This window comes from Neorhodopirellula pilleata (assembly GCF_007859915.1).
In the GTDB taxonomy this organism is placed as follows: Bacteria; Planctomycetota; Planctomycetia; order Pirellulales; family Pirellulaceae; genus Rhodopirellula; species Rhodopirellula pilleata.
This window is the reverse complement of the sequence record NZ_SJPM01000009.1, coordinates 58,504-83,955: the sequence shown is the minus strand read 5'-3', so window position 1 is coordinate 83,955 and position 25,452 is coordinate 58,504. Positions and strand designations below refer to the sequence as shown.

At 56.6% G+C, this 25,452-nt stretch carries 23 protein-coding genes; 10 read left to right on the top strand and 13 right to left on the bottom strand.

Annotated features, from left to right (window positions below; genetic code table 11):
- Nucleotides 1–64: 64 nt before the first annotated feature.
- Entirely contained in the window at nt 65–1,174 is a 1,110-nt protein-coding gene (locus Pla100_RS19600; RefSeq protein WP_146579597.1) for a pyridoxal phosphate-dependent aminotransferase, read from the top strand.
- Nucleotides 1,175–1,312: 138 nt separating this feature from the next.
- Here Pla100_RS19600 and Pla100_RS19595 read toward each other — a convergent pair whose 3' ends face one another.
- Together Pla100_RS19595 and Pla100_RS19590 are read right to left on the bottom strand one after the other, a co-directional pair.
- Nucleotides 1,313–2,005 carry a hypothetical protein gene (locus Pla100_RS19595; protein WP_146579393.1) on the bottom strand — a complete coding sequence of 231 codons (693 nt, stop codon included), beginning with the start codon at nt 2,003–2,005 and terminating at the stop codon, nt 1,313–1,315.
- Nucleotides 2,006–2,049: 44 nt separating this feature from the next.
- The gene (locus Pla100_RS19590) at nt 2,050–2,526 is read right to left on the bottom strand and encodes an NINE protein (protein WP_390620629.1); all 477 of its coding nucleotides are present in this window, start codon (nt 2,524–2,526) and stop codon (nt 2,050–2,052) included.
- A gap of 55 nt (nt 2,527–2,581) precedes the next feature.
- Between Pla100_RS19590 and Pla100_RS19585 the strand changes: the two genes are divergently transcribed.
- Nucleotides 2,582–5,719, top strand: a complete 3,138-nt coding sequence (locus tag Pla100_RS19585) for an error-prone DNA polymerase (RefSeq protein ID WP_146579593.1) — start codon at nt 2,582–2,584, stop codon at nt 5,717–5,719.
- Nucleotides 5,720–6,207: 488 nt separating this feature from the next.
- On the opposite strand, the gene Pla100_RS19575 is transcribed toward Pla100_RS19585, so the two are convergent.
- Entirely contained in the window at nt 6,208–7,557 is a 1,350-nt protein-coding gene (locus Pla100_RS19575; RefSeq protein ID WP_231603257.1) for a PQQ-binding-like beta-propeller repeat protein, read from the bottom strand.
- 132 nt (nt 7,558–7,689) lie between these two features.
- Here Pla100_RS19575 and Pla100_RS19570 point away from each other — a divergent pair, with 132 nt between their 5' ends.
- Together Pla100_RS19570 and Pla100_RS19565 are read left to right on the top strand one after the other, a co-directional pair.
- Entirely contained in the window at nt 7,690–8,187 is a 498-nt protein-coding gene (locus Pla100_RS19570) for a SixA phosphatase family protein (protein ID WP_231603256.1), read from the top strand.
- Nucleotides 8,184–9,368 carry a metallophosphoesterase gene (locus Pla100_RS19565; RefSeq protein WP_197168100.1) on the top strand — a complete coding sequence of 395 codons (1,185 nt, stop codon included), beginning with the start codon at nt 8,184–8,186 and terminating at the stop codon, nt 9,366–9,368. Before Pla100_RS19570 ends, Pla100_RS19565 begins: the two co-directional genes overlap by 4 nt.
- On the opposite strand, the gene hemG is transcribed toward Pla100_RS19565, so the two are convergent.
- Both hemG and Pla100_RS19555 read right to left on the bottom strand, forming a co-directional pair.
- A complete protein-coding gene (gene hemG, locus Pla100_RS19560; protein ID WP_146579389.1) occupies nt 9,357–10,871 on the bottom strand; it encodes a protoporphyrinogen oxidase in 1,515 nt (504 codons plus the stop codon). The genes Pla100_RS19565 and hemG overlap by 12 nt on opposite strands.
- Nucleotides 10,868–12,193: a hypothetical protein gene (locus Pla100_RS19555; protein ID WP_231603255.1), complete on the bottom strand. Its 1,326-nt coding sequence runs from the start codon at nt 12,191–12,193 to the stop codon at nt 10,868–10,870. The genes hemG and Pla100_RS19555 overlap by 4 nt, the downstream gene beginning before the upstream one ends.
- 322 nt (nt 12,194–12,515) lie before the next feature.
- On the opposite strand from Pla100_RS19555, the gene Pla100_RS19550 reads away from it, so the two are divergent.
- Both Pla100_RS19550 and Pla100_RS19545 read left to right on the top strand, forming a co-directional pair.
- The gene (locus Pla100_RS19550; protein ID WP_231603254.1) at nt 12,516–13,553 is read left to right on the top strand and encodes a ferredoxin--NADP reductase; all 1,038 of its coding nucleotides are present in this window, start codon (nt 12,516–12,518) and stop codon (nt 13,551–13,553) included.
- A 38-nt stretch (nt 13,554–13,591) separates the two neighbouring features.
- Nucleotides 13,592–14,890 (top strand): glucose-1-phosphate adenylyltransferase, encoded by a 1,299-nt coding sequence (locus Pla100_RS19545; protein WP_146579387.1) that lies wholly within the window; start codon nt 13,592–13,594, stop codon nt 14,888–14,890.
- Nucleotides 14,891–15,482: 592 nt separating this feature from the next.
- Here Pla100_RS19545 and Pla100_RS19540 read toward each other — a convergent pair.
- The 3 genes from Pla100_RS19540 to Pla100_RS19530 are packed head-to-tail and all read right to left on the bottom strand — an operon-like array spanning nt 15,483 to nt 17,819.
- Nucleotides 15,483–15,674, bottom strand: coding sequence for a hypothetical protein (locus tag Pla100_RS19540; RefSeq protein ID WP_146579386.1), 192 nt, complete (start codon nt 15,672–15,674; stop codon nt 15,483–15,485).
- A complete protein-coding gene (locus tag Pla100_RS19535; protein ID WP_146579385.1) occupies nt 15,671–16,732 on the bottom strand; it encodes a D-2-hydroxyacid dehydrogenase in 1,062 nt (353 codons plus the stop codon). The genes Pla100_RS19540 and Pla100_RS19535 overlap by 4 nt, the downstream gene beginning before the upstream one ends.
- A complete protein-coding gene (locus Pla100_RS19530; protein ID WP_146579384.1) occupies nt 16,719–17,819 on the bottom strand; it encodes a glucose 1-dehydrogenase in 1,101 nt (366 codons plus the stop codon). Before Pla100_RS19530 ends, Pla100_RS19535 begins: the two co-directional genes overlap by 14 nt.
- 325 nt (nt 17,820–18,144) lie before the next feature.
- Between Pla100_RS19530 and Pla100_RS19525 the strand changes: the two genes are divergently transcribed.
- From Pla100_RS19525 to sufD, 4 genes are all read left to right on the top strand, one after another.
- Nucleotides 18,145–18,825 carry a helix-turn-helix transcriptional regulator gene (locus Pla100_RS19525; RefSeq protein ID WP_390620630.1) on the top strand — a complete coding sequence of 227 codons (681 nt, stop codon included), beginning with the start codon at nt 18,145–18,147 and terminating at the stop codon, nt 18,823–18,825.
- Nucleotide 18,826: 1 nt separating this feature from the next.
- A complete protein-coding gene (gene sufC, locus Pla100_RS19520) occupies nt 18,827–19,642 on the top strand; it encodes a Fe-S cluster assembly ATPase SufC (protein ID WP_146579382.1) in 816 nt (271 codons plus the stop codon).
- 55 nt (nt 19,643–19,697) lie between these two features.
- Nucleotides 19,698–21,104 (top strand): Fe-S cluster assembly protein SufB, encoded by a 1,407-nt coding sequence (gene sufB / locus Pla100_RS19515; RefSeq protein WP_146579381.1) that lies wholly within the window; start codon nt 19,698–19,700, stop codon nt 21,102–21,104.
- A 153-nt stretch (nt 21,105–21,257) separates the two neighbouring features.
- A complete protein-coding gene (gene sufD, locus Pla100_RS19510; protein ID WP_146579380.1) occupies nt 21,258–22,571 on the top strand; it encodes a Fe-S cluster assembly protein SufD in 1,314 nt (437 codons plus the stop codon).
- A 37-nt stretch (nt 22,572–22,608) separates the two neighbouring features.
- Here the strand turns inward: sufD and Pla100_RS19505 are convergent, their stop codons facing one another.
- From Pla100_RS19505 to Pla100_RS19485, 5 genes are all read right to left on the bottom strand, one after another.
- Nucleotides 22,609–23,088 carry a hypothetical protein gene (locus Pla100_RS19505; RefSeq protein WP_146579379.1) on the bottom strand — a complete coding sequence of 160 codons (480 nt, stop codon included), beginning with the start codon at nt 23,086–23,088 and terminating at the stop codon, nt 22,609–22,611.
- Nucleotides 23,078–24,088, bottom strand: a complete 1,011-nt coding sequence (locus Pla100_RS19500; RefSeq protein ID WP_146579378.1) for a DUF1559 domain-containing protein — start codon at nt 24,086–24,088, stop codon at nt 23,078–23,080. Before Pla100_RS19500 ends, Pla100_RS19505 begins: the two co-directional genes overlap by 11 nt.
- Before the next feature lie 555 nt (nt 24,089–24,643).
- On the bottom strand, nt 24,644–24,940 hold the full coding sequence (locus Pla100_RS19495) for a cysteine hydrolase family protein (protein ID WP_231603253.1): 297 nt from the start codon (nt 24,938–24,940) through the stop codon (nt 24,644–24,646).
- Nucleotides 24,927–25,106: a hypothetical protein gene (locus tag Pla100_RS19490; RefSeq protein WP_146579376.1), complete on the bottom strand. Its 180-nt coding sequence runs from the start codon at nt 25,104–25,106 to the stop codon at nt 24,927–24,929. Before Pla100_RS19490 ends, Pla100_RS19495 begins: the two co-directional genes overlap by 14 nt.
- 136 nt (nt 25,107–25,242) lie before the next feature.
- The gene (locus Pla100_RS19485) at nt 25,243–25,410 is read right to left on the bottom strand and encodes a DUF1328 domain-containing protein (RefSeq protein WP_146579375.1); all 168 of its coding nucleotides are present in this window, start codon (nt 25,408–25,410) and stop codon (nt 25,243–25,245) included.
- Nucleotides 25,411–25,452 lie beyond the last annotated feature (42 nt).

Here is a 25,452-nt window from a genome sequence, read left to right as displayed (position 1 = left end):
TTCATGGTTCTTCAGCGTGAAGAACTCGACCACGCCATCGTTTCCCTGCAACCCGTCTTTTCTCATGCACCCTTGGATCGCTGATCGGACCGCTTCGTTTGACAGCAGCGGCATTCGCCGGGTATTCGACCTGGCCGCGAAAATGAAGGATCCGATCAATTTGTCGATCGGACAGCCCGATTTTGATGTCCCCGATGAAATCAAAGAAGCCACCATCGAGGCGATCCGCGCGGGTAAGAACGCGTACTCACCGACCCAGGGCATTGCACCGCTGAGGGAGGCTATCTTGGCCGACGTGCGGTCGAAGTATCCCGGGCAAGATCGCGACGTGTTCATCAGCAGCGGTACGAGCGGCGGATTGATGCTGTCGATGTTGTCGATGGTCAATCCCGGCGACGAAGTGATTTTTACCGATCCTTACTTCGTCATGTATCCCGCTTTGGTCCGGTTGTGCGGCGGTGTCCCCGTGATGGTCGATACCTACCCCGACTTCCGGCTCGATCCCGCCAAGATCGAAGCGGCCATCACGCCCAGAACCAAGATGATCTTGATCAACAGTCCCGGCAATCCGACCGGCGTCGTCGCCAGCGAAGAGGATCAACGGGCGGTCGCGCAGATCGCGGCGGACAAGAAAATCGCCTTGCTGTCCGACGAGATCTACAGTCGATTCTTTTACGACGGCACGTTTTATTCACCCGCCGCCGACAACCCGGATACGATCGTGATCGACGGATTCAGTAAATCGCATGCGATGACGGGGTGGCGAGTGGGTTACGTTCACGGACCGCCGGCGATCATCGCGACGATGTTGAAGATCCAACAATACTCGTTCGTCTGTTCCCCTCAACCGGCCCAGTGGGGCGCGCTGCGGGCGATGGACGTGTCGCTGCAAGCCAACTTCGACGATTACCGACGTAAACGCGATTACCTCGTCAACGAACTGTCCCCGCACTACGAACTCACCTCACCCGGTGGTGCGTTCTATCTGTTCCCGAAAGCGCCCGGGCAAGCCGGCGGGGAGGCGTTCGTCGAACGAGCCATCTCACAAGGTTTGCTGATCATCCCAGGGAAAATCTTCAGCCAGCGTGACTCACATTTCCGGATCAGTTTCGCCGCGAGCGATGCCATGCTCCAACGTGGTGTGGAGAAACTCATCCAATTGGCGAAAAGTTGAGTTTGGGCAGGTAATTGAATCGAAGGAGGTAATTCAAAAGTGAGCCGAAGGCCGTCAGACCTCGGGCAACGGAGCAACGCCCGGCCGCTCACGCGACTCGGCTCACTCGGTCCACACGAGTTAACGGTCTACCGCTGGTCACCAGTTGTTGGCTTGAACGCGTTTGAGAATCTCAACGCGAAGTTCGCCTTCGGCAACCCTTAACGCGTTTTGATAGTTCGCGCGAGCCATTCGCAGGTTGCCGTCTTGTTCCGCTTTCAAACCACGTTGAAAAGATTGGTAAGCGGTTTTTTGTCGAGCGTCGTGATTGGCCTGTTGACGCTGTTGAACTTCCGCGAGTTGTTGCTGGGCAACGCTGGCGAGATTTTGTTGGCCGGTGGACGTAACCGGTGGGATGTCTTGGATGAAACCAACCGGCGCCCCTCCGACGATCGGCACCACTCCGGTCACAAACGGACGCACCGTTTGACTGGTGATGCTGCCCGGGTAACCGTCGGTCGTCGTCAATGACGCGGTCGTCGATTGGTTCGACCGACTGCTGCCTTGGTTGAGTGTTAAGCCCAAGTGACCGGACCAGGGTCCGTTGCGAAATCCGACCCCGGTGCGTAGGCCCGCGTTGGGATCGAAATTGCCAAACGGAGCAACGGCACCGTTACCGTTGAAATTGGCAAAAAAACCAGGACCGTTGACACCCCAGGTCAGCCCGGTGGCGTCGTAGTACGAGTTTCCGGCCGACTGGAACGGGACCTGTTGTACCACAAGCTGCGCTTGGGAGGAATTCAAACCGGTTAACGATGCGACGGCAAGGCAAGCGAACAGGCGAAACAACATGGTGGCCTCGATCGAGAGTGGTTCGTGACGAAAGTCCGCCCTGATTAGAACCCGCCGCCCTCGGTCTCGTCAATTTGTTCGTTGAGCGTGCAGATATCGTAGACGTAACCGATCCCCAGCAAGCCGCCGGTCAACAGGTATATTAAACCGGTGACGAACTTGCCCATGTAGAACCGGTGGACGCCGAACACCCCCAAGAAGACCAGCAGAATCCACGCGACGCTGTAGTCGATCGAATTGGGGCGATAACGCCGCTCGGCCTGTTCCGCCATCGCCGGAATCAGGAACAAGTCGACGATCCACCCGATCAAAAGAAGCCCACCGGTGAAGAACCACAGGGCTCCCGTGAGTGGCTTGCCAAAGTAAAAACGATGGGCGCCAGTGAACCCGATCACCCAAAACAGGTATCCAATCAGAACCGGGTGAGTCGGCTGGACCGCATCGAAATGATCTTGAGCGGAAAAACCCGCGTTCGGGTGGTCCATTTGGGCGTCGCTGCGGTAGGCTTGGTAAGTATTCATGACTGGTTCATTCGTGGCGGACGGGGAATTCTTGGCAATCGTGCGGCAAAAAAAGATGCGTTATGTGGAACTTCAATGCCGGAGCAATTTCACGTTCCTCGAAGGGGCGTCGCACGCTGACGAATTGGTGCAACGAGCGGCGGAATTGGGATACGAAGGTCTGGCCATCACTGACCGTGAGTCCATCGCCGGGGTCGTGCGGGGGCACGGACCGGCCAAGGAACTCGGATTGAAATACATCGTCGGTGCGGAGGTTCACTGCACCGATGCACCTCCGATGGTCCTGTGGCCGACCGATCGGGCGGCTTACGGTCGGTTGTGTCGGCTACTCTCGTTGGGCCGGATGCGATGCGAAAAAGGGCGCTGCGAACTCTCGTTTTCTGACGTCGCCGACTTTTCCGAAGGCATCCTCGCCGGTGCCGTTTTGACCGACGACGGCTCCGGCCGGGCAAACGATGCAAACCAAGGGCCAAAGGATCGGACTCGGTCGTTTCTTCGTGGCCGATTCCGGGATGTCTTTGGCGACGGCCGTTACTTGCTCGTTTCGTTCCATCGCGGCGTCGATGATGCCGGACGGGCGGAATGGTTTCGCGACACGTCGATCGCGTGCGACGTGCCGATGTTGGCCTGTGGCGACGTCCGCTATCACCATCCCGAGCGGATGTTGCTGCACGATTGCATCACGGCGATCAAGCATGGAACGACGATCGACCAAGTGCCCGGCCAACGAATGCGCAATAGCCAACATCATTTGCGGACCCTTGACGAGATCGCGGCGCTGTACCGGGACGTCCCCGACGCGGTCGCGCGAACGGTGGAGGTCGCCGATCGGTGTCGATTCAGCCTCGATGATCTTCGCTACGAATATCCCGTCGAACTGGCACCCGAAGGCATGACGCCGATCGAGCATCTCAAACGATTGACTTGGGAAGGCGCCAAACAACGTTGGCCCGAAGGCGTTTCCGAACGCGTGATCGAAATGCTGCGTCATGAGACGACGTTAATCGCGGACTTGAATTACGAAGCCTATTTCTTAACGGTGTGGGATTTGGTTCGATTCGCCCGGTCGCGTGGGATCTTGTGCCAAGGTCGCGGTTCGGCGGCGAACTCGGCGGTTTGTTATTGCCTCGGAATCACGGCCGTCGACCCGACCCAGACGGATTTGTTGTTCGAACGATTCATCAGCCGCGAACGCAACGAGGCTCCCGACATCGACGTGGATTTTGAACACCAACGTCGTGAAGAGGTGTTGCAGTACTTATACGACAAGTACGGCCGCGATCGAGCCGGGATGACGGCAACGGTGACGTGTTACCGCGCCAAGAGTGCGATCCGCGAGGTCGGCAAGTCGTTGGGGATCTCGCCGGATTTGATCGATTCGATCGCCAAGCTTGCCGGAAGTTACCAGAACAACCCTGATCTCCCCGAACGATGCCGAGACGTCGGCTTGGATCCGGAAACACCACTGGGCAAACGATTCATCTATTTTACCGAAACGTTGATCGGCTTTCCGCGGCACCTTTCGCAACACGTCGGCGGGATGGTGATGACGGCGGGCAATCTGTGCGAGTTGTGCGTGACCGAAAACGCGGCCATGCCTGGTCGCAGCGTGATCCAGTGGAACAAAGACGACTTGGACGAGCTGGGCATTTTGAAAGTCGACGTATTGGCCCTTGGGATGTTGTCGGCAATCCGGCGTTGTTTTGAATTGGTGCGTGAACATCATGACCGCGAATTGACCCTGTCGACGATCCCGCCGGACGACGTGCCGACATACGAAATGATCTGCCAAGCCGACACGATGGGTGTTTTTCAGATCGAAAGCCGGGCTCAAATGAGCATGTTGCCTCGATTGAAGCCGCGTTGTTTTTACGATCTCGTGATTGAAGTGGCGATCGTTCGGCCAGGCCCGATCCAAGGCAACATGGTGCATCCGTTCTTGGCGGCCCGAGAGAATCCGGAGGCGGCCGTTTATCCCAACGAAGCGGTCAAGCGAGTGCTCGAGAAAACGCTCGGCGTGCCGATCTTTCAAGAGCAAGCGATGCGTTTAGCCGTCGTCGCGGCGGGCTTCACACCAGGCGAAGCGGACCAACTCCGCCGCGCGATGGCGGCGTGGCGGCGTCCGGGCGTGATCGACCAATTTCGCATCAAACTCCTCGAAGGAATGCGTGCGAACGGTTTAACCGGCGAGTTCGCCGAACAGGTCTTTCACCAAATTCGCGGTTTCGGTGAGTATGGGTTCCCTGAATCTCACGCGGCCAGTTTTGCGTTGTTGGTGTACGCGTCGTGTTATTTAAAACGCCACTATCCGTCCGCGTTCTGCGCGGCATTGTTGGACAGCCAACCGATGGGGTTCTACGCACCGGCTCAGTTGGTCGCTGACGCTCGGGCCCACGGCGTCCGCGTTCATCCGGCGGACGTCAATCACAGCGACTACCAAACAAGATTGATCGACGATCCAAACCGTCCCCAACCGGCGATCCGCTTGGGGTTGCAGATGATTCGGGGTTTGCCGATGTCGGTGGCTTACCGGATCGCCGAATGCCGCCAAAGCGACGGACCGTTTGCCGATTTGACCGACCTGACGCAGCGAGCGGGTTTGACTCGCGGTTGCATCGCGACGCTTGCCGATGCCGATGCGTTGGCGTCGATGGCCAACGATCGACGGGCCGCCGTGTGGCAATCGCTCGCCACCGAAGACGCGTCGATCGACATGCCGTTGTTGTCGTCGCTGGAACCGGACCGTAGCGTGCCGGACGAGTTGATCGCGATGTCCCCGATGGAAGAGGTTCACCGCGACTACCAAACGACCGGCTTAAGCCTCAAGGCACACCCGGTTTCTTTCATGCGACGTCAACTGGATCAGCTTCGTTGCCGACGGGCAAACGAATTGCCGGAACTTCGCGACGGGCAACACGTCCGCGTAGCAGGTTTGGTGTTGATGCGTCAACGACCCTCGACGGCCAAAGGCATCACGTTCGTAACCATCGAAGACGAAACCGGCAGCATGAACTTGGTCCTGTTCGCGGCGGTCTGGAAACGATTCTTCAAGATCGCCCGAGCGAGCAATGCGTGGATCGTCGACGGCAAACTAGAAAACCGCAAAGGGATCATTCACGTGATCGTCGGCCGGGTCGATGACATGACCGAAATGACCGAAGGTCTGGTGATGAAGACCAGGGATTTTCGCTGAGCGGCTCGTAACGACACAGTGCACAAGTCAATCCATCAAACACGCAGGCGGCTACGCCGCAAACATACAAGCCCGACGCGTAACGGCGTGTTGATTTAATTAGCCGTACCGCGTTAGCGGCGGTTTCCACGGCCGTTAACCGGGGCTAACGCCCATCGGCTAATGGTTGTCATTCGGTGTACAACTAAATCAACAGCCCGGCAAGCGAGTGGAGTCGCTGTTATTGCGAGGTTTGGAGTTGATTCTCTCGCTCGCCGGGCTGTTGATTGAGTGCACGATTGGGCGTTTTCGTTTAACGGCAAGCCGCAGGCGTCTGCGTTCTCAAGCTCTGTCGCCTGCGGCTTGCCGTTAAACGACTAAATCAACAGACCGTCGCGCGACGGGCTTGTATCAATTGCCTTTAAAAAAACCGAATGCTACGAGCGTTGAGCCCAAAAACCTATGTTCGAGCGCTTGCCATTTGTCGAAGCTTTCATAATCGGAACTCTTTATTTCGCCAGACTCACCGCGACGACTTCTTGATCGTTTCGAATGTACGCGGTTCGATTTGCGTACGCGGGATGGCTCCAAACGACCTCTCGCCCGAACGCTTCGCCGGTCGGTTCGATCACGTGCATTCGGCCTAATTCCTGGTAACCCGAACGGGTCAACTCGGCCATCACAAGGTCACCGATTTCACTGAACAGAAAATAGCGGTCGGTGTCACCGATACGAGTGATGAATGCGGTGCCGTGTTTGACGAATCGTTCTTCCTCGGGCCGTGTGGCGGCGAATGTGCTCCATAGTCGCTCGCCGTTACTCGAATCGACCGCGATCAAACTTCCTTCGTTGCAGTCGGTTCCATAGATCACGCCGTCGACAAACAATGGTGTGCTGTTGGAACAGAAAACCGAATGATCTCGTTCACCACGCCAGACGTCGGTAGCTGAGGGCGAATCGGTTCCCAACTTCATCAACACCGATTCGGTTCGGATTCCGCTGACGTACAACAAGTTGCCGTCTTTCATCGGACGCGTGATCGACATCTCGTACAACGGTTCGATATCGATGTGCCAAAGCGGTGTTCCGATTTGTGGGTCGAGGGCGTCGACTCCCGAAGGACTGTAGACGATTAACTGACGCACGCCAGCCGCTTCGATGATCGAGGGCGGACAATAGCCGGCCACGGTGTCGAGTTGTTTCCAACGAACTTGTCCCGTTTTTTTGTCAAACGCGACGATGCCTTGCCCTCGACCGCCGACCATCGTGTAAAGCAGGTCGCCGTCAACCAATGGATGCGCCGCGAACCCCCAAATCGGCACGTCGGCGTTGAGGTCTTTTTTCAATGAAAGGTGCCAAACAACCCGCCCGTTCGCGGCTTCCAAACAATGCAAATCGCCTTCACTGCCGAGCGTGTAGACGTGGTCGCCGTCGATCGTCGGCGTGCAACGAGGGCCCGCCGGATAGGAGATGCTGTAAGGGCATTCGTAGTCGTGGACCCAAATCGGTGCTCCTGTTTTCTCGTCCAAACAGGTCACCCTTTCTTGTCCAGTTAAATTGGCACGTTGGTCGGGAGAGTTGAAGGCGTCACCGGCTTGTCGAACGTAGTCGAAAACATAAACGCGACCATCTGCGACCGAGGGACCTGCATAACCGCCTCCGATCGGTGTTCGCCACAAAATCGGCAAACCCGAATCATCAATGCGATCGACGATGCCCGATTCGCGGTACACGCCGTCGCGTGCGTTGCCCATCCAACCGGTCCAGTCGTCGGCGTGAAGCAAGACACCGAACGACCCCGTGCTCATCATGATGACGGCGACAATTCCACCCGAGGCAATCTTTAACGAGGTCAACATTCCAAGTTCCATTCATACGTGCGAGATGACGAGAAAAGTATGGTAGTGTTCAGCCTACTTCAATTGTGACCACGATCCAATGAGCCAATGACGTCAACCCAAACCCCCGCTAGTGGTAGCCGATTAATCTTGATGCGACACGCCAAAAGTGATTGGAGTCGAGATGGTTTATCCGATCATGACCGACCGCTCAATGATCGAGGTCGACGCGATGCGCCGGAAATCGCCCAATGGATCGACGAAAACGGACTACGGCCTGACCTGATTCTATGCTCATCCGCCGTTCGCACCCGCCAGACGGCCGAATTGATGTTGGAACAATGGGGTGAGCAGACCCCCATTTTTGTGAGCAAACGACTGTATCTGGCCACGCCACAACAGATATTCAACGTCGTGCGGGAGGATTCGATCCTGCCTGATGAAGATTCGTTGAAAATTCCTCGGACCGTGCTCTTGTTGGCGCATAATCCGGGAATCAGCGAAGCGGTCGGATGGTTGACCCGACAGATGATCGCGATGCCGACGGCGGCGTTGGCGGTGATGAACCGCGACCTCGCGGATTGGACGATCCCGATCGAGCCCGACCAAATGAAGTGCCTCGCGATCATCAAACCGAAAGAACTTTCGTGAATGCGGTTGCCGCCGGGATCATCATCGCCGCGTTCTTGTCGCATTTCGGATTGCGGTTGGCGATCTACAATCGAGTCAATGCTCTGGGTTGGCGGCGGCGAACGATCAAACGGATCGTCAAGGCGACGTTCGCTGAAACGTGGGTAACGGCTGCATCGGTCGCGTGGATCGAATTCGATTCCTTGTCGCGAATCGTCCACGGTGAAGCGTCCTTCGGCGTGTTGCCGTGGTCGTTGCTTCTCTACGGGATCGTTTGTTTGGCGGTTGGTTCGGTATTGGGAACGCTTTGGCTTCTTTGGCGTCCTCTGTGGGGATTGCAGCAAGTTCACGTTGATCGGAAAGTTCAAGTCATTCGAGGCGATGCTCGGCGGGTGCATGCGTTTGCCCGAACTCGCCAATGCCGTTTGGCCGCTCACATACCCGGTAATCAGATTTTCGACCTCGCCGTCGAACGGATCGAACTGCCGATCGCGTCATTGCCGAATTCACTTGATGGGTATCGCATCGCTCATCTTTCCGATGTTCATTTCACCGGGCATTTTCATCCCGATTATATCGCGGACGTCTTGGATCACGCCAACGCGTTCGAACCGGACATGATGGCGTTGACAGGGGACATTGCGGATGTTCCCGAGTGCATCGATTGGTTACCGGATTTGTTTTCCGACTCGAGTTCGAAAGACGGATGTCATTTCATCCTTGGCAACCATGACACCCGGATCTCCGACCCCGATGACGTGCGACGTGCGATGCAAAAGGCCGGATGGAACGATCTGGGCGGGCGTTGCGAGAGCCGCCGGCTCCGTGGCACCCGAGTGCTGTTGATCGGCAACGAAACACCCTGGTTTGATCGCCCCAGCGATGAGGAGTTAGCGGCCGGAAAAGACGACGATGAAGAGACGGATGTGTTTCGATTGTGTTTAAGTCACAGTCCCGACCAGTTCGATTGGGGACGCCGCCATCGGATCGACTTGATGTTATGCGGACACACCCACGGCGGGCAGGGTCGCTTGCCGTTGGCCGGGCCGATCTTGAGCCCGAGTTGGCACGGCAGTCGATGGGCGTCCGGCGATTTTTATCGGGCCCCTACCACGATGCACGTCTCTCGCGGTTTAGGAGGCGTGCATCTACTGAGGTGGAATTGCCGACCGGAGTTGTCACTGATCACGTTACGCAAGTAACTTTTCGGCCATCCGTCGGGCCGCGCCGATCACGGGCGCGATGCCGACTCCGCCGATCGCGTTGGTGCGCAATTCAATGCCCGGAATCTTGGCCATCGCCGACTCGATGGCGTTGGTCTTTTCCAGATGGCCGATTTCGTATTGCGGCATCGCCCGGTTCCACCGCACGACGCGGACGAACGCGGCTTCATCGATGACACGGTCGGGCGATTGCAGTCCGATCAAGTCGCCGAGTTCCCGGGCGACGATCCGAACGATTTCATCGTCACTATTTTCAAGAATTTGTGGATTCAACACGCCGCCGACGAAAGCCCGAATGATGACGTGGTCGTCCGGTGCCCGCTGCGGAAACTTCTCGCTCGCGAAACTGCCCGCCAATACCGAGCGTTGCTCTTTGGGAGGCACCACGAACCCGAACGTCTTGGGCATCCGCGCGATGCAATTGCGGGGTACCGCCATCACCACGATCGCCGTCGATGCATAGGGAATCGCCGACAGCCCAGCAACGACTTGATCGATCGCCGATGAGACGTCGGCCGAAACGGACGACTGCATCGATTGCAATAATCGACACGAAACCGACGCCGGTGTGCTCAGGACGACGTGATCAAAGAGTTCATCGCCCTCGCTGACGCGATCCCCTTGAACGCGAATGCCCTGATCAGTTTTCGAGATCGATTCGATCGGACAATTCAAATGGATGTGGGACGAACCGATCTGTCCGGCCAATAGTTTGATGAATTCGATCATGCCGCCGGGGAAGGCGCGAAAGTTTTCGTAACGTGCACCGCTGCTGCCTTGTTCGGTGGAATCTTCACCGCTTTTGATTCGCCGCAACGTGGCCCGGGCAAGCGAACCGTCGGACGACTCCATGTCCCAGATCGGTTTCATCGTCGCCGCCATGCTGAGTCGTTCCACGTCGGCGGTGTAAATCCCGGCCACCAAGGGCGCGACAATGTTGTCCAAACATTCTTGGCCCAAGCGACGTCGAACGAACGAACCGACGCCTTCGTCGGTTAAGTCCGTCGCTCGCCGAGGAACAAACCGTTCGGCCAACAGACGAGTCTTTCCCGCAACCGACAACAAAGGTGTGGTCATCATCGACCAAACCTTCGTCGGCCGCATCAACACGAATCCTTCGGGGATGGGAATTAGCCCATCGCCGCGGGCGATCATCGCTCCACGTCCGTCGGGTTTGGGAAACAACAAGTCATCGGCCACGCCCAATCGTTGACACAAGTCCAAGGCAAAAGGTGGATTGGTGGCGAACATGTCCGCGCCGTGATCGACCGTGAACTCACCGGCCGGAGTGGAAATCCGTTCGGTATGAATCACCCCGCCGACGCGTTCGGACGATTCGAACAGCGAAAGCTCCACCTCGCGAGGCGATTCAGGCGTGTTTCTTGATTGCTCAGCCAATTCGGCCGCGCGAAGACGCAAATGGGTTCCCGTGGCGAGTCCGGAAAGCCCGCCGCCGATGATCGCGATTCGTAGTGGTTTCATGAACCAAACATATCGGCCAAAGCCGCAAGCGGCGAGACAAGTTGTTCCATCGCAGCATGAAACATCGAGGCATCGGAGGCGGATTCGAGCGGCCCGGCCATGCCACCAAGCACGCCGATCGATTGCAGGACGGTTCCGATCGTCTCGGCGTCCACCGGTGCCGGTGCGAACTCGGCTGCCTTGCCTTGAGGAACGGCGGAATAACCCGAACTGCCATCGCTCGAACTCTCTGAGCCCGACGTGCTCATTTCCATCTCCATCCGCATTTGTTCTTCGGCCATTTGTCGAGCGTAGTCGGCTTCGTCCGAACCCGAAAATTCGCCACTCATTGACGAGTCGAATGCATCACTCGTGTTATTCGAGGCACTCGCTAAAGAACTCATACCGACGGCTTGCCCACCGAGCCATGCGGATACGCTCATCGAGCCATCCTCGTATTTTTCCAAGGCAACGGTTTGTTCCTTGACCCAGTCCGAAAACCCATCGGCGAGGCTTGCCGGAATCCAGTAGCCGTCGACTTTCTTCATCTCGATCGATAGCATTCCTGCACCCTCTTTGGACGATGCCGGACCTTGCGCTTGCAAGATGACTTGGTCTTTGCCGCCTTCGCCCAACATCCAATTCGGTGCACTGGTGCCGTATTGGCTAATCAACACTGCAAGATAAGGTGCGGACGCCTGATCGCGTTGCCGCAACCAATCGCCGAATGATGAAGCACCGATTGCGACCGTCGTGGTTTGATCGGGGGCCAACGCGGCACGCAGATAACTGGCCACCGGAAGCACCATATTCTGAAAAACTTCACCAACCGCGTTGGGGTTGTTGTTTTCGCTTTCCGGTCCGGTCAAACGAGGATAGGAGCGGATCCAATTTTGGCGTGTAACAATCAATTCAGCCACACGGTGCGTTTGCGCCATCGAATCATCCCACGAGGTCGGTTCTAGCTTTCGCATCACCAACTTCACGAGCGAATCGAATTCGTTGCGATACGAAAGCGGCATTGCGTCATAGATCGCGATTAAATGTCCCGCGCGGAGCTGTTCTTGAATCTGGGCGAACGCTTGGTCGGGCGGCAGGTTGGGTTGCACTGGAGCGTAGGTGTTCGTCGCCGGAGGTTCCGGGAGCGGATCGGGTGCCGGCGCGGCTTCGGCTTGGGCGGCGGTTTGCAGTTCGCTGCTCAGCGATTGACGAGCTTGAGCGAGCCCCGCGGCCACTTGTTTGGCTTGGATACGACTTTCCGCGTTCAGGCCGTCCAATGGGACACTGACCCGACGCCCAGACGTCAATCGCAACACGACACTCCCGTCCCACATGCCGATCATTGTCGCCTCGACCGTGCTGTTGCCCCGAAGACTAGTCCATTGCTCAGCGCTGACAGACGGAAAACTCCCGATCAAAACAATAGCCAGTGAGGCCGCAATCAGGCGGGGTGAGGAAAAGATCATGAGACTAATGGGAGTGTAGGAAAACAACGACGCGAAACTTGGCGAATTCGCTGCCGGAAACGACTGAATTGATCGTCCGCGAGTCCCCCGGCGGTCAACGAACTCCAGTATAGTAGTTCCGGAGTGCTTGTGCCCGAAAAGTCGCAAAACGCTATCCCGAGCCTACCCATCTCATTGGAATTTGAAAGGATCGTCAACCGTGAGTGTCCCCAATCGTGCCGCAGATCCCTCCTCGGACATGCCCGGCCCCGCTGAAATGGTCGATGCGGGGGCGAGTGTGGAGTCTTACGAACTGCCCGACGCAGAAGAATGCCAACAACTTCGCGACCAATTTTACAACGCCACGATTATCGATCGCATCGACGCGACCGAGGATCTTGCCAAATTCCGAATCCGTCCGGATGCACCGATTCCCGCTTTTGAGCCTGGCCAATATGTCGCGATCGGATTGGGCTATTGGGAACCACGTTTGCTGGGCACGCAACCCGAAGACGTCCCGGCCAAGAAAATTCGGAAAATCGTTCGGCGGGCGTACTCGATTTCATGTCCCGTCCTCGACGAACACGGCGAGTTGGCTCCGGTCGACGAAATCGACTACCTGGAGTTTTATATCACGCTTGTTCGAAAAGGAGCCACTGCGGTCAGCAAGCCACCAGCTTTGACGCCGCGACTGTTCGGAAAACAGGTCGGCGACCGGATCGTCCTCGAACGAAAAATCACCGGCAAGTATGTTCTCGGTCAGTACGCCCCCGATGAAACGATGTTGTTCATGGGCACCGGAACCGGCGAAGCCCCGCACAACGCGATGGTCACGCGGTTGTTGCGGCAAGGCCACCGGGGGCGGATCATCGTCGCCACCAGTATCCGATACCATCACGATGCGGCGTATCATCGCGAGCACGAAATTTTAATGCGGCGGTTCCCCAATTATCTGTATCTTCCTCTGACGACGCGAGAACCAGAGAACATCCAATGCGATCATCCCAACTTCATCGGCAAACAATATCTTCAAACGATGTTCACATCCGGTAAGTTGGCCGAATTGGCCGAAGATTCGCTCTCGCCCCAAAACACTCACGTTTACCTATGCGGAAACCCCGACATGATCGGATACATCCCACCGGGATCCGACCCTCCTGAAAATCCAGGCATGTTACCACTGTTACGACAAGCCGGTTTTCGCGACGATGTGACGGACCATCAAGCCGGAACCATTCGATTCGAAAAGTATTGGTAACCCACCCCATCAAGACATCCCACAGGATCTCCCTCATCATGAACCAAAGCAACAGTGACCTGAGCAACACGATCGCCTTGATCCTCGGTGGAGGCCGCGGTACGCGTTTGTTTCCGTTGACCAAAATTCGGGCCAAACCCGCCGTGCCGCTCGCGGCCAAGTACCGCTTGATCGACATCCCGATCAGCAACTGCATCAACAGCGGGCTCAATCGTGCGTATGTGCTCACACAGTTCCTCTCGGAGAGCTTGCACCGTCACCTGCGTCAAACGTACACGTTCGATCATTTCAGTGGCGGGTTTGTCGAATTGCTGGCCGCTCAACAAACGGTCAACTCGGGCACCGACTGGTACCAAGGCACCGCCGACGCGGTCCGCAAGAACCTCGTTCACTTGCGGGAAAGTTGGATCAAGCACGTTTTGATTCTCTCGGGCGATCAGCTCTACCGGATGGACTTCCGCGACATGATGCGGACGCACATCGAATCCGGTGCCGCCGCCACGATCGCCGGCATCCCCGTCACTCGCAAAGACGCATCGTCGCTGGGCATCATGCAGGTCGATGACAACGGCCAAGTCCGCGGCTTCGTCGAAAAACCACAAACCGAAGAAGAGATCGCCAAGGTGCGGATGGAACCGAGCTGGATCGATGCTCGTGGCATCCCCAGCCAAGGACGCGATCTGCTCGCCAGCATGGGCTTATACATCTTCGACAAAGACTTGATGGTCGATCTGCTCGAAAACAGCCTCCACAGCGATTTCGGTAAAGAGGTCTTTCCCGAAGCGATCAACACACACAAGGTCCAATTGCACCTATTCGATGGTTATTGGGAAGACATCGGAACGATCCGCAGTTTCTACGAAGCCAACCTGTCGCTTGCCGGCAAGAACCCGCCCTTCGACATCCGTAACCGGCATTCGCCGATCTACAGCCGCCCGCGGTTTTTACCTCCGACGATCATGGGTGATGCGAGAATCTCGAGCAGCCTGATCGCCGACGGATGCCATATCGGAGACAATGTCACGATCGAAAACAGCGTGATCGGTTTGCGAACCGTGATCGGAGATAACGTGACGATCAAAGACAGCGTCGTGATGGGAGCCGACTTCATCGAAATGCGGCAATCACAACGCGACGGAAAATTACCCTTGGGCGTCGGAGCGAACAGCTATATCAGCGGCGCGATCTTGGATAAGAATTGCCGCATCGGAAGCAACGTTCGAATCACCAACGCCGCCGGCGTCGATCACGAAGGCGAAGACAGCGACTTGCAAATCCGTGACGGCATTTCCATCGTGATTAAAGAAGGCCAAATCAACGACGGGCATCAAAGCTAAGCATCGAGTGAACAACAAGTGGCATAGGCTTCCAGCCTTTTTATACCCCACAAGTCCTCATCTATTGCTCCCCTGCCAGCTCGTCTGGCAGGAAGCCGAGGTTGTCTAGTGCTTTGTCAAAATATAAAATTAGGGTTAGTGAAGTGAGCCGACGGCGCTAGCGGGCTGTTGATTTAGTCCTCATCGAAACCCGAAGCGTGAGCGAGGGATACATACAAAGGACTTAATGGTGATGAATCCCTCGCTCACGCTTCGGGTTACGATTAAATCAACACGCCGCTAGCCGCGGGCATTGCTCGACGCACGACGCTAGCGGTCTGTTGATTTAGTCGTTTAACGGCAAGCCGAAGGCGTCGGCGATGCCCCCAATTGACGCCTACGGCTTGCCGTTAAACGAAAAGGGGTCGCGATACCACTAAATCAACAGCCCGCTAGCGCGTTCTCACCCTAAAATTAAATCTTGACGAAGCACTAGCTTGCGAACCTTATTCACCCACGAGACGAGCTCGTGGGGGTCAAAAAAGATGTGGGGTATAAAAAGGCTGGAAACCTATGCCACTTTTATAATGCGGCAGTCAATGTTCACGCGATGCTAAGTTGAGAATTCGCGCTGCGTGAAGACTTGGCCGGTGACCGAGATTCTCAATCCGATCGAAGCGTAAGTTCGGTTGAATTCTTCGACGAAGGATTCCGAATCGACAATCGGCAACAACATCGCCCCCACCGGGCGGTCCTGTCGGACGATGACCGCGTCACAAGGCATGGTGGGGCGATGACTGCTCATGATTGCGAGGCGACGCGGTAAGAGTCGTTCGGATGCGGAAAACCAAGCCGTTTATCAACGCGATTGTACAGCCGTTGATCGGTAAAGTAACGTCGCAAGTTGATGCAAACTAAATCCGTGGTGTCGTCGACGCGTCGCGAAGACTGAGCACCCACGTGAGGCGTGATCAAAACATTCGGATCGGCCCACAACGGACTTTCCTCCGGCAGCGGTTCGATCTCGGTCACGTCGACGCCCGCGCCCGCGAGATGTCCGGACTGCAAAGCGTCGACCAAGTCCGTTTCGCGAACGACCTGGCCGCGGGCGACGTTGATCAGGTACCCGCCCGGCTTCATCTTGGAAAATTGCCGTGCCCCGACGGCGTGGTGAGTCGACGCGTTGAGCGGCATCGTCAAGATCACGATATCCGATGCGGCGAACAGCTCGTCGAGCTGGTCGGCCGGCCAAAGCGTTTCGACTTCGTCCAGTTTTTGTTCGGGATAGTAGTCCGTTGCCAAAATTCGAACATCCCAGGCAGCGAGCCGCTTGGTGATTTCCCGACCGTTGCCACCCAAACCGACGATGCCGACCGTCTTGCCACGCAAGTCATCGGTCGGGCGGCGGATGAACTCGGTCACCGCGCGAGCCCGTTCAAACAAGCCGATCCGGCGGAGCACACCGAACATCAGTGCGAACGTTTGCTCGGCGACTTGAGGAGCGAACAAGCCTGACGCGCTGCTGACCACGATCCGTGGTTCATCGATCACACCGGGAACGAGACAATGATCCAACCCCGCCGCTGATGATTGGATCCATTGCAATCGACCGGCAGCGAGAACGCGGTCCCAATCCACCGGCACCTTCGCGTGACCGATGAAAATGTCCGCGGTCGGCAACAACTCGTCGATGCGTTCTTGGCCGGCGTCGACGAGTTCAATGTCATGGTTCAACCGAACCGAAGGATCGCTCTTGAGTTCGTCGAGCGTCCGCGTCAACTGTTCGAGGTGACGCGTCTCGACCGGGTAACACAAGACGATTCGACGGATGTGTTCGAACGAGGACGTTTCACTCGGCGACATTCACGTACACCTTCAGTGCATTGTCGTCTTCGATCAACAGTCGCATCATTTCGGCATGGTTCTCCATGCCGTCGACCGGATTGGTGAGGATCTTGGACAACACGCCTGGGTACATCACATCGCCGAGTGCCAAGTCGCGGATGCCCATTTCGAAGTGCGTTCGGTTCGCATTGACGCTCCCGAGCAGCAACTTGTTACCGAGTACCCATTCGATGTTGATCTTGTCCGATGGCACCTGAGTTGTTCGATCGCCGCCGGTGATACTCGTCCAAACGACAACTCCGTTGTGTCCGACACACTCCATCGCTTCAAACGCGATCGGGCTGAAACCGGTCGCATCGATGATCAAGTCGGGCTTGCCGGTTTGTTTGACGAGCTCCTTCATCGGTGTGACCTTGGTACTGACGTAGGTCGCTTCGAGTCCCTCGACGATGCTGGCTTTCAGGTTCGGAGCCTCGCTGCGTGAGAGCGTGAAGACTTCTAAACCGCGAAGCTTCAAACTCAACGTCGCGAGCAAACCGATCTGGCCGGACCCCAAAACGTAGGCGACCTTCGGCGACCAAACCTTCATCCGTCGTTGGGCCTCGTAAGCTTGATGGATCGCTTTGGCGGCGCAGCTCATCGGTTCTTGCAAAACGTGCAGGTGCGACAATCCTTCGGGAACTCGGACGATGTACTCCTGGTCATCGACGAAGTACTCGGTCATGAACCCGTGGCGCAGGTTGATCCCGCGTTCGTAGTAAGTTTCTTCGCTCGTCATGTCGTTGGTGCCGATCAGGTCGTAGATCGACCCGCCCGGCCGCCGAACCGTAGCGGTCACGAAATCACCCGGTTTGAGCCGTTTGACGTTCGCGCCGACCTCTTCGACGACGCCGAAGCATTCATGGCCGATGATCAGATAATCATCTCCCTCGGGCGCGTTGCCGTAGAGGGCGTCGGCGATCTCGCGGTCGGTCGCATCAACGCCGACTTTAAGCACCTTGACGAGGACGCCGTTGCCGCCCTCGATTTCATTGATCGACGGACGGGGAATTTCTTGCAGGTGAACACTATTGGGCGTTCCAGGCCGGATGGCGACGGCTTTCATCAACCGAATCTCAATCTTGAAGGGTAAAACAGTTTTTTGGACGGGAGATCACCGACGGCAAAAAGGCACCAAGGAGGCAATTCGACTCACAAGTCCTTCGAAATCGCCGGTTTCCCCGACCACACGCACCAAATCGTAGCGGGACTCGCCAAAAAGAGTGAGTGGGGGGGAAATCTATTTTTCGCAGCGCAGCTTGTCAAAAATACCAAAACGTGAATACTACCGGCGTATGAGCACTTCTCTGTCGACGACCGATCCAATTCCCAAGATGACTTCTCTGCTTAACGGGACGAAGCTCGACGGAACCCATTCAGCTGAACCAGCGATGCTTGGACCCTCCAGCGTCCGCAGCGTCGACCGGGAGTTGCTGCTGTGTTTGCGTAGTGGCGAGCCGAAAACGATCGGTGAGTTGACCGAGATGCTTGGTGTGACCGCCACGGCGGTCCGTCAACGGGTCGAACGGTTGCTCGAGACCGGTTTGATCGATCGCGAAAAAGTCGTCGCCGGACGGGGACGCCCGACGTTTCGATACTTGTTGACGGTGGCGGGCTACCGACGGGCCGGAGCGGATACGACGGAACTCGCCGAGGCGATGTGGCAAGAGATTTTGAACCTTCCCGACGGCGAAGTCCGCGAAGGTTTGGTTTCGGCAATCGCCAAGCGAATGGGGCGGCAATACGCGATGGCAATGAAGACCGGCGAAACACCCGACGGTCCATTGGCGATGCGAATGCAACAGCTTTCGGCGATGTTACAACGCCGCGAAATACCCGCCGTCGTGTCCTCGTCGCATTCTCGCTCCGGTGAGGCAGACTTGCCGGTCTTGGACATTGAGGCATGCCCATATCCAAGCCTTACGGACGCATCGGGTGATCGAACGATGTGTCGTCTCGAAGAAAAAATGCTCTCCGAAGCCCTCGGAAAGCAAGTCCACCTCAGCAGTTGTCGCCTCGACGGTGATGCCTGTTGTCAATTTTCCTCCAATGAATCTGAATCCGAAACCTAACATGTCCCACGTCCTCAAAATCGAAAATCTGCACGTTTCCGTCGGCGACAAGCCGATCTTGCGAGGCGTCAACCTGACCATTAACCATGGCGAAACCCACGCTCTGATGGGACCCAACGGCAGCGGTAAGAGTACGCTCGGGTTGGCCATCATGGGTCACCCCGGATATGAAGTGACCGAAGGTTCGATCACGCTCGACGGACAAGATGTTTTGGAGATGGAACCCGACCGACGAGCCCGCGCCGGACTGTTCATGGCGTTCCAACGCCCAATGGCAATTCCCGGTGTGAAGATGGCCGACTTCCTGCGGCACGCCACCACCAACGTTCGCAACCCCGATCGCAAGGAAGGGGAAGAATTGATCCCGATGCGTGAATTCCGCAAAGAACTGAAAGAGAAAATGGCTCACCTGCGGATGGACGTTGAGTTCGCTCGCCGTTATGTCAACGACGGTTTTTCCGGTGGTGAAATGAAGCGAGCCGAGATCTTGCAACTGGCCATGTTGCAACCGAAGTTCGCGATCCTCGATGAAACCGACTCGGGCCTCGACGCCGATGCGGTGCGGTTGGCCAGCGAATCGATCGCCGACATCGGACGCGAAAAAATGGGTCTGTTGATCATCACTCACCACGACAAATTGCTCGTTCACAATCCGCCCGAATACACCCACGTGATGCTAGGTGGCAAGTTGGTTGAAACCGGCGGCAAGGAGTTGGCCGAGGAACTGCACGAGAGCGGTTACGACCGCATCCGCCAGGCCTACCCCGACGCCGAGGCGGCCAATCAGGAAATGCTCGCCGAAGAAGCGGCCGTCTAAATCAGTCGGGCCTCAAGCTTCGCTACTCGCACACATATCACACAGGAACACCATCATGGCGACCGACGTCACCGAAAAACCGCAATTCGAAGAAATCAACAAATACAACTTTCGCACCGAGACGACCGGCATCTTCAAAGCCGAAAAAGGTCTCAACGAGAAAGTCGTCAATCAGATTTCGGACATCAAGAATGAGCCCGACTGGATGCGGCAATTCCGGTTGAAGTCGCTCGCCGAGTTCGAAGCCCGACCGATGCCGAAGTGGGGCGGTGCGTTGGATCTCGATTTTCAAGACATCTACTACTACCTCAAGCCGACCAATAGCCAAGAAAAGTCTTGGGACGACGTGCCGCAAGAGATCAAGGACACGTTCGATAAGTTGGGCATTCCCGAAGCAGAAAAGAAATTTCTCGCCGGTGTGAAGGCGCAGTTCGAAAGCGAAGTCGTCTACGGATCGCTGCAAGAAGATCTGCACAACCAAGGCGTGATCTTCACCGACACCGACACCGCCGTGCGTGAGCATTCCGATCTGCTGCGTGAATACTTCGGCACGATCATCCCGCCGACGGACAATAAGTTTGCGGCCTTGAACAGCGCCGTATGGTCGGGCGGTTCGTTCATCTACGTACCCAAAGGCGTCCATATCGAATTCCCGCTGCAGGCATACTTCCGCATCAACGCCGAAAGCATGGGCCAGTTCGAACGAACCTTGATCATCGTCGATGAAGGGGCGTCGATTCATTACGTCGAAGGCTGCACGGCTCCGATGTACACGACCGAAAGTCTGCACAGCGCCGTCGTCGAAGTCGTCGTCAAACGCAACGCCCGTTGCCGTTACACGACGATCCAAAACTGGGCCAATAACATCTACAACTTGGTCACCAAACGCGCTTACGCGTACGGCGACGCGACGATGGAATGGGTCGACGGCAACCTGGGTAGCAAGTTGACGATGAAATACCCCGCCGTCCACATGATGGAACCGGGTGCCCGCGGCGAAATCCTGTCGATCGCGTTCAGCAGCGCCGGTCAACACCAAGACGCCGGTGCCAAACTCGTTCACTGCGCCCCCAACACGACCGGGCAAATCGTCAGCAAGAGCATCAGCAAGAACGGCGGACGCGGTAGCTACCGCGGACTCGTGCGTGTCGAACCCGGGGCCTACAACAGCAAGAACAGCGTTGTTTGCGACGCATTGATTCTCGACGACAAGAGCCGCAGTGACACGTACCCATACATCGAAGTGCTCGAACAAGACGTTCAAATCGGACACGAAGCGAGCGTATCGCGAATCGGCGAAGAGCAGATGTTCTATCTGTTGTCCCGAGGGCTGACCGAAGCGGAAGCCTCGACGATGATCGTCAATGGTTTTATCGAGCCGCTCGTCAAAGAGTTGCCGATGGAATACGCCGTCGAAATGAACCGCCTGATCCAATTGCAAATGGAAGGCAGCGTCGGGTAGTGGATGGCGGTTAGCGATTAGCTTTTGGCGGTTGGCTCTTGGCGGTTGGCTGCCGGGTCTACGCCGAAGCGGCTTCGACCCAGCCTACTCTTCAATCTTCAATCTTCAATCTTCAATCTTCAATCTTCAATCTTCAATCTTCAATCTTCAATCATGTCCCTGACTGCCTCCGCCACCTTCGACGCTTCGGGCTTTGAAGGATTCCTCGAAGCCCGATCCAGCGAACCGCAATGGCTGACGCTGCTCCGTCGCGAATCGTTCTCGCATGCCGAAGCGATGGATTGGCCCAGTCGCCGCAGCGAGGAGTGGATTCGCACCGACAATCGAATCTTCCAGCTCCACAAGTATGCCCCACCTCAAGTCCCCGGCGGTGAGCTTGAGATTCCCGATGTCGCGCAGCTTCGCGAAGGCATCGATCCGGGCGGCACGATGCTTACCGTCGACAGCCAACTTGCGGTTGAGACGTTGGACGAATCCTTAGCGGCCATGGGTGTGCTGTTCGGTAGTTTGGAACGGTTTTGCAACGAAGCACCCGACAAGGTTCGCCCTTTTCTGTATACCGTCGTCGACCCCGACTACGACAAGTTCGCCGCCCTGCATGCGGCGTTTTGGTCCGGTGGTCAATTTCTGTATGTGCCCAAGGGTGTCGTGATCGAAAAACCGCTCTATATCGGTTCGGTCATGAGCGACGGGGGCATCGATACCAGCCACACGTTGATCGTGCTCGAGGAAGGAGCCGAAGCGACCGTGATTCATGAATCCAACAGCGTCGATCCGGCCGCCGGTGGGTTGCACATGGGCGCGATCGAGATCATCCAAAAGCCGAACTCGCATCTGCGTTACGTCAACGTCCAAGAATGGGGCCACAAGACGTACCACTTCGCACACCAGAAAGCCACCGTCGACCGCGACGCGACGTTGCAGTGGACCGTCGCCGCGATGGGCGCGGGATTGGCCAAGGTCAACCAATCGGTCGACTTGATCGGACCGGGGGCTGATTCACAAGTCAACGGCGTGCTATTCACCGAAGGCCGCCAACACATCGCTTACCACACCCAACAACATCACAAAGCCCCAAGCTGCCACAGCGACTTCCTTTACAAGTCCGCCCAGCAGGACAAGAGCCGGACCGTTTGGCGTGGCATGATCAAGGTCGACAAGAAAGCTCAGAAGACCGACGGCTACCAACGCAATGACAACTTGGTGCTGTCAAATCATTCCCGAGCCGATTCGATTCCCGGCTTGGAAATCGAAGCCGACGACGTTCGTTGCACCCACGGCAGCACGACGGCGAAGGTCGATGAAGAGCAGATTTTCTATGCACTGTGTCGCGGCTTCACTCGCAAAGAAGCCGTGCGGATGATCGTCAGTGGTTTTTTTCAGCAGATCTTCGACCGAATCACGATCGAGAGCGTTCGCGATGCCCTCGCCCTCGCCATCGCTCGCCAAGTCCGCGAATACGAGTGACCGTCGTTTTTGGAACGGCCATCGAAAAACTTTCGTTTCAACGATTCGACTTCAATTCAATCGTTCCAGCCTGGAACGTTTGATCGGGTTCGATTTCCCATACAATCCCCGAATCTTTGGCGACCTCGTACCGTCCACCCAGCCGATCGTCGGTCATCGATCGCGATACCGGATCGAACTCGCCCCAAGTGAATGAGACTTGGTAAGTACCCGAGACCGCTCCGTCACCCAAGTCGTAAGTCGATACGACGAGATTCCCTTGGTCGTCGGTCGTGCCGTTCGCGTAAACACCTTGGTTGTCGACCGGATGCAACGTCAACGTGACCCCGGAGGCGGGAGTGTCGTCGACCAGCACGGTGCCGTTGATCGCGACCAAGCCCGATCGAGTCGGTTCACGATGGCACGCCGTCACAGTGACGAGTGAAAGGATCAATCCCAGCGTCAAGAGAGTTGGCACGCCCCTGCTCGCTTGGAATCTGTACGGTGAACTGACCGGTTCTTCTGATTCAGTACGCATCGTGATCAACTCGTTCTCCGCCACGACGTGTGATCATCGATGCGAACGCCGTCGCATTCACGCTAGCGGTCACGAAACGGACCGATCCATCGCCGAGAATGAACTGGGATCCGCCTTCATGAAAACTGTGAAAACCAAACCCGCGAGCGTTGGTGCAGTTGATCGCGCAGGGGCCGCCCAACGGTGGCCACGACAAACCACTACGGAGCGAACCTTGCAACCAATGGTCACCTCCGAGCAAGTCTCCCCAACCGCCGCCTTCGAGCCCGATTAGATTGGCCGTTGCCACCGGATCCTCGCGACCGGCACTATAAACGACCGGCCCGCCGGTCCGCTCGCCGATGAAGATCGTGTTGGACAAACCGTCGAGCACCCCGGCGAAGTTTCCATCCTCGCTCCCGCCGAACAATTCGCTGACGACTTGCATCGCGCCTTCGCGGTTGGAAAGCAAGTTCGGTCCGAACGCGTGGACCGCGTACGTTCCACGGACGCCTGCGGCGGGGGTGAAATCACACGCGGCGATGTCCGTGGCCGTGAACGGCAACCCCGCGGGCGTCGAGTTGAACGTGTAGCGTCGTTGATCGGGACCGCCCGGGGATGAAGGACATAGGTAGCTAGTGATCGATTGCTGAATCACGGCCACGTTCGTCGGGCTGAGTTGGTCAACCGAGAGTGTATTGTGATTGAGTTGTTCGTAGGTCGCTTGCTCTTCCAAGAACGGCAAAATATCAACCGTCCAAACGCGCCCGTTGAACGCTTTGGGTTGCGTGTCCAACGGAGTTTCCAACCACCAAGCCCGTGGCAAACGTTTGTAGGCCGAATGGTAGTTGTGAATCGCGAGTCCGATCTGCTTCATTCGGTTCGAACAATCCATCCGCCGCGCCGCCGCCCGAGCCGCTTGAACCGCCGGAAGCAACAATCCGACCAAGACGCCGATGATGGCGATCACGACAAGCAATTCGATCAGGGTAAAAGCAGACCGCTTCTTAGGTTTCATCATGGCTTTTCGATGGGGGATTGAATTCTCAATCTTTTCATTCGTCGTCAGTGTCGCTGTTTCTCGGCACATGAATCATCATGCAACGGCAATGGTCCACCTTTTTGTGAATTCGGTCGGCACGTTGATGAATCAGCAGAACCTCATGCCTCAGACCCTCATGCCTCGGCGAAGACACTCCGTGAACGCCACGAACGACCGATCATCCGGGGAAAGGACCTCGGAGTTGGTAATGCCCGAGATCACCGATTTCGAAGGTGTGGGCGAAATCGACGAATCGAGCCGTTAATTTGAAAGCGTCCAACCCGTTTGTAACCCAGGCCACCACATTGTCGGTTCTCAGCACCCCCTGACAACCGCTTTGTCTATCCAGCAAACAAAACTTAATATTTGTGACGGATTCACTTCGCTCAGCCACTTTATCAGTCCGAACTGATGATCGGCTCTCGTTTTGGCATAGTGTAACCGAGGGCGGCGTTGATGACGATTAAGGGTGGACGAGTCCTTGGTAGCGTTGCATGGCGCCAACGGAAGTTCCGTCCTGGTTGACGTCGTTTGCTAGGATGCGACTGATGTCTTTGAACCTTGTCGCATCAGGTGAGTCCAAGCCCGGATGTCCGCCCTGAGCACTCTTTGCATTAGGTACAGGGCTGCGTCGGATTGCTCTTTCGTGTTCGCCGCGACGCAGTCGGACGGGATCGCGATCTGGTAGTCTCGCATGTAGGCGTCGTTGCAGGTAAAGAGCACGCAAATGTCCGTTGCCACCCCCGTGACGATGGGTCGTTTTACCAGCAAGTGCTTTAGCAAAACGTCTAATGTGGTGGCATAGAATGCCGAATGCTTATTCATCGACATCAACGGAGATACTTCCATCATCAATATCACGCTCGACCGAGACGCCACCATCGGGCGTGTCGACGTCCAGTACCGTCTCCTTGCGATCGCATCCAAACAACATTAGCCCGACCGCAAAGGCAGCCGAGAGCAGAAAGGCGTTAACCAAGTCTTTGGCAAAATACATTTCGATGGGCTTTCAATTGATTGTAGGGGTTGCTCTGTTTACTTAGCCGAAAAGGGGCTGGCCCTCTCCGGGGATGCTAAAAAGACGAGACGGATTGACTCAACTCGAAAAGGTTAGAGCCATTCCCTAATAGGTTTTAGACCGTCGGTCCACGACGACCCATGATCAATCCGATCACGAACAAAACCAAGAACACGACGAAGAGTATCTTCGCGATCGAGGCAGCGGTGCCGGCGATGAAGCCGAAACCGAGTACGCCAGCAATCAACGCGATGACTAGAAAAGTTAAAGCCCAGCCCAACATGGCAATCTCACAAGGTGAAAGGTGTTTCCGCCGCGTGGGGTG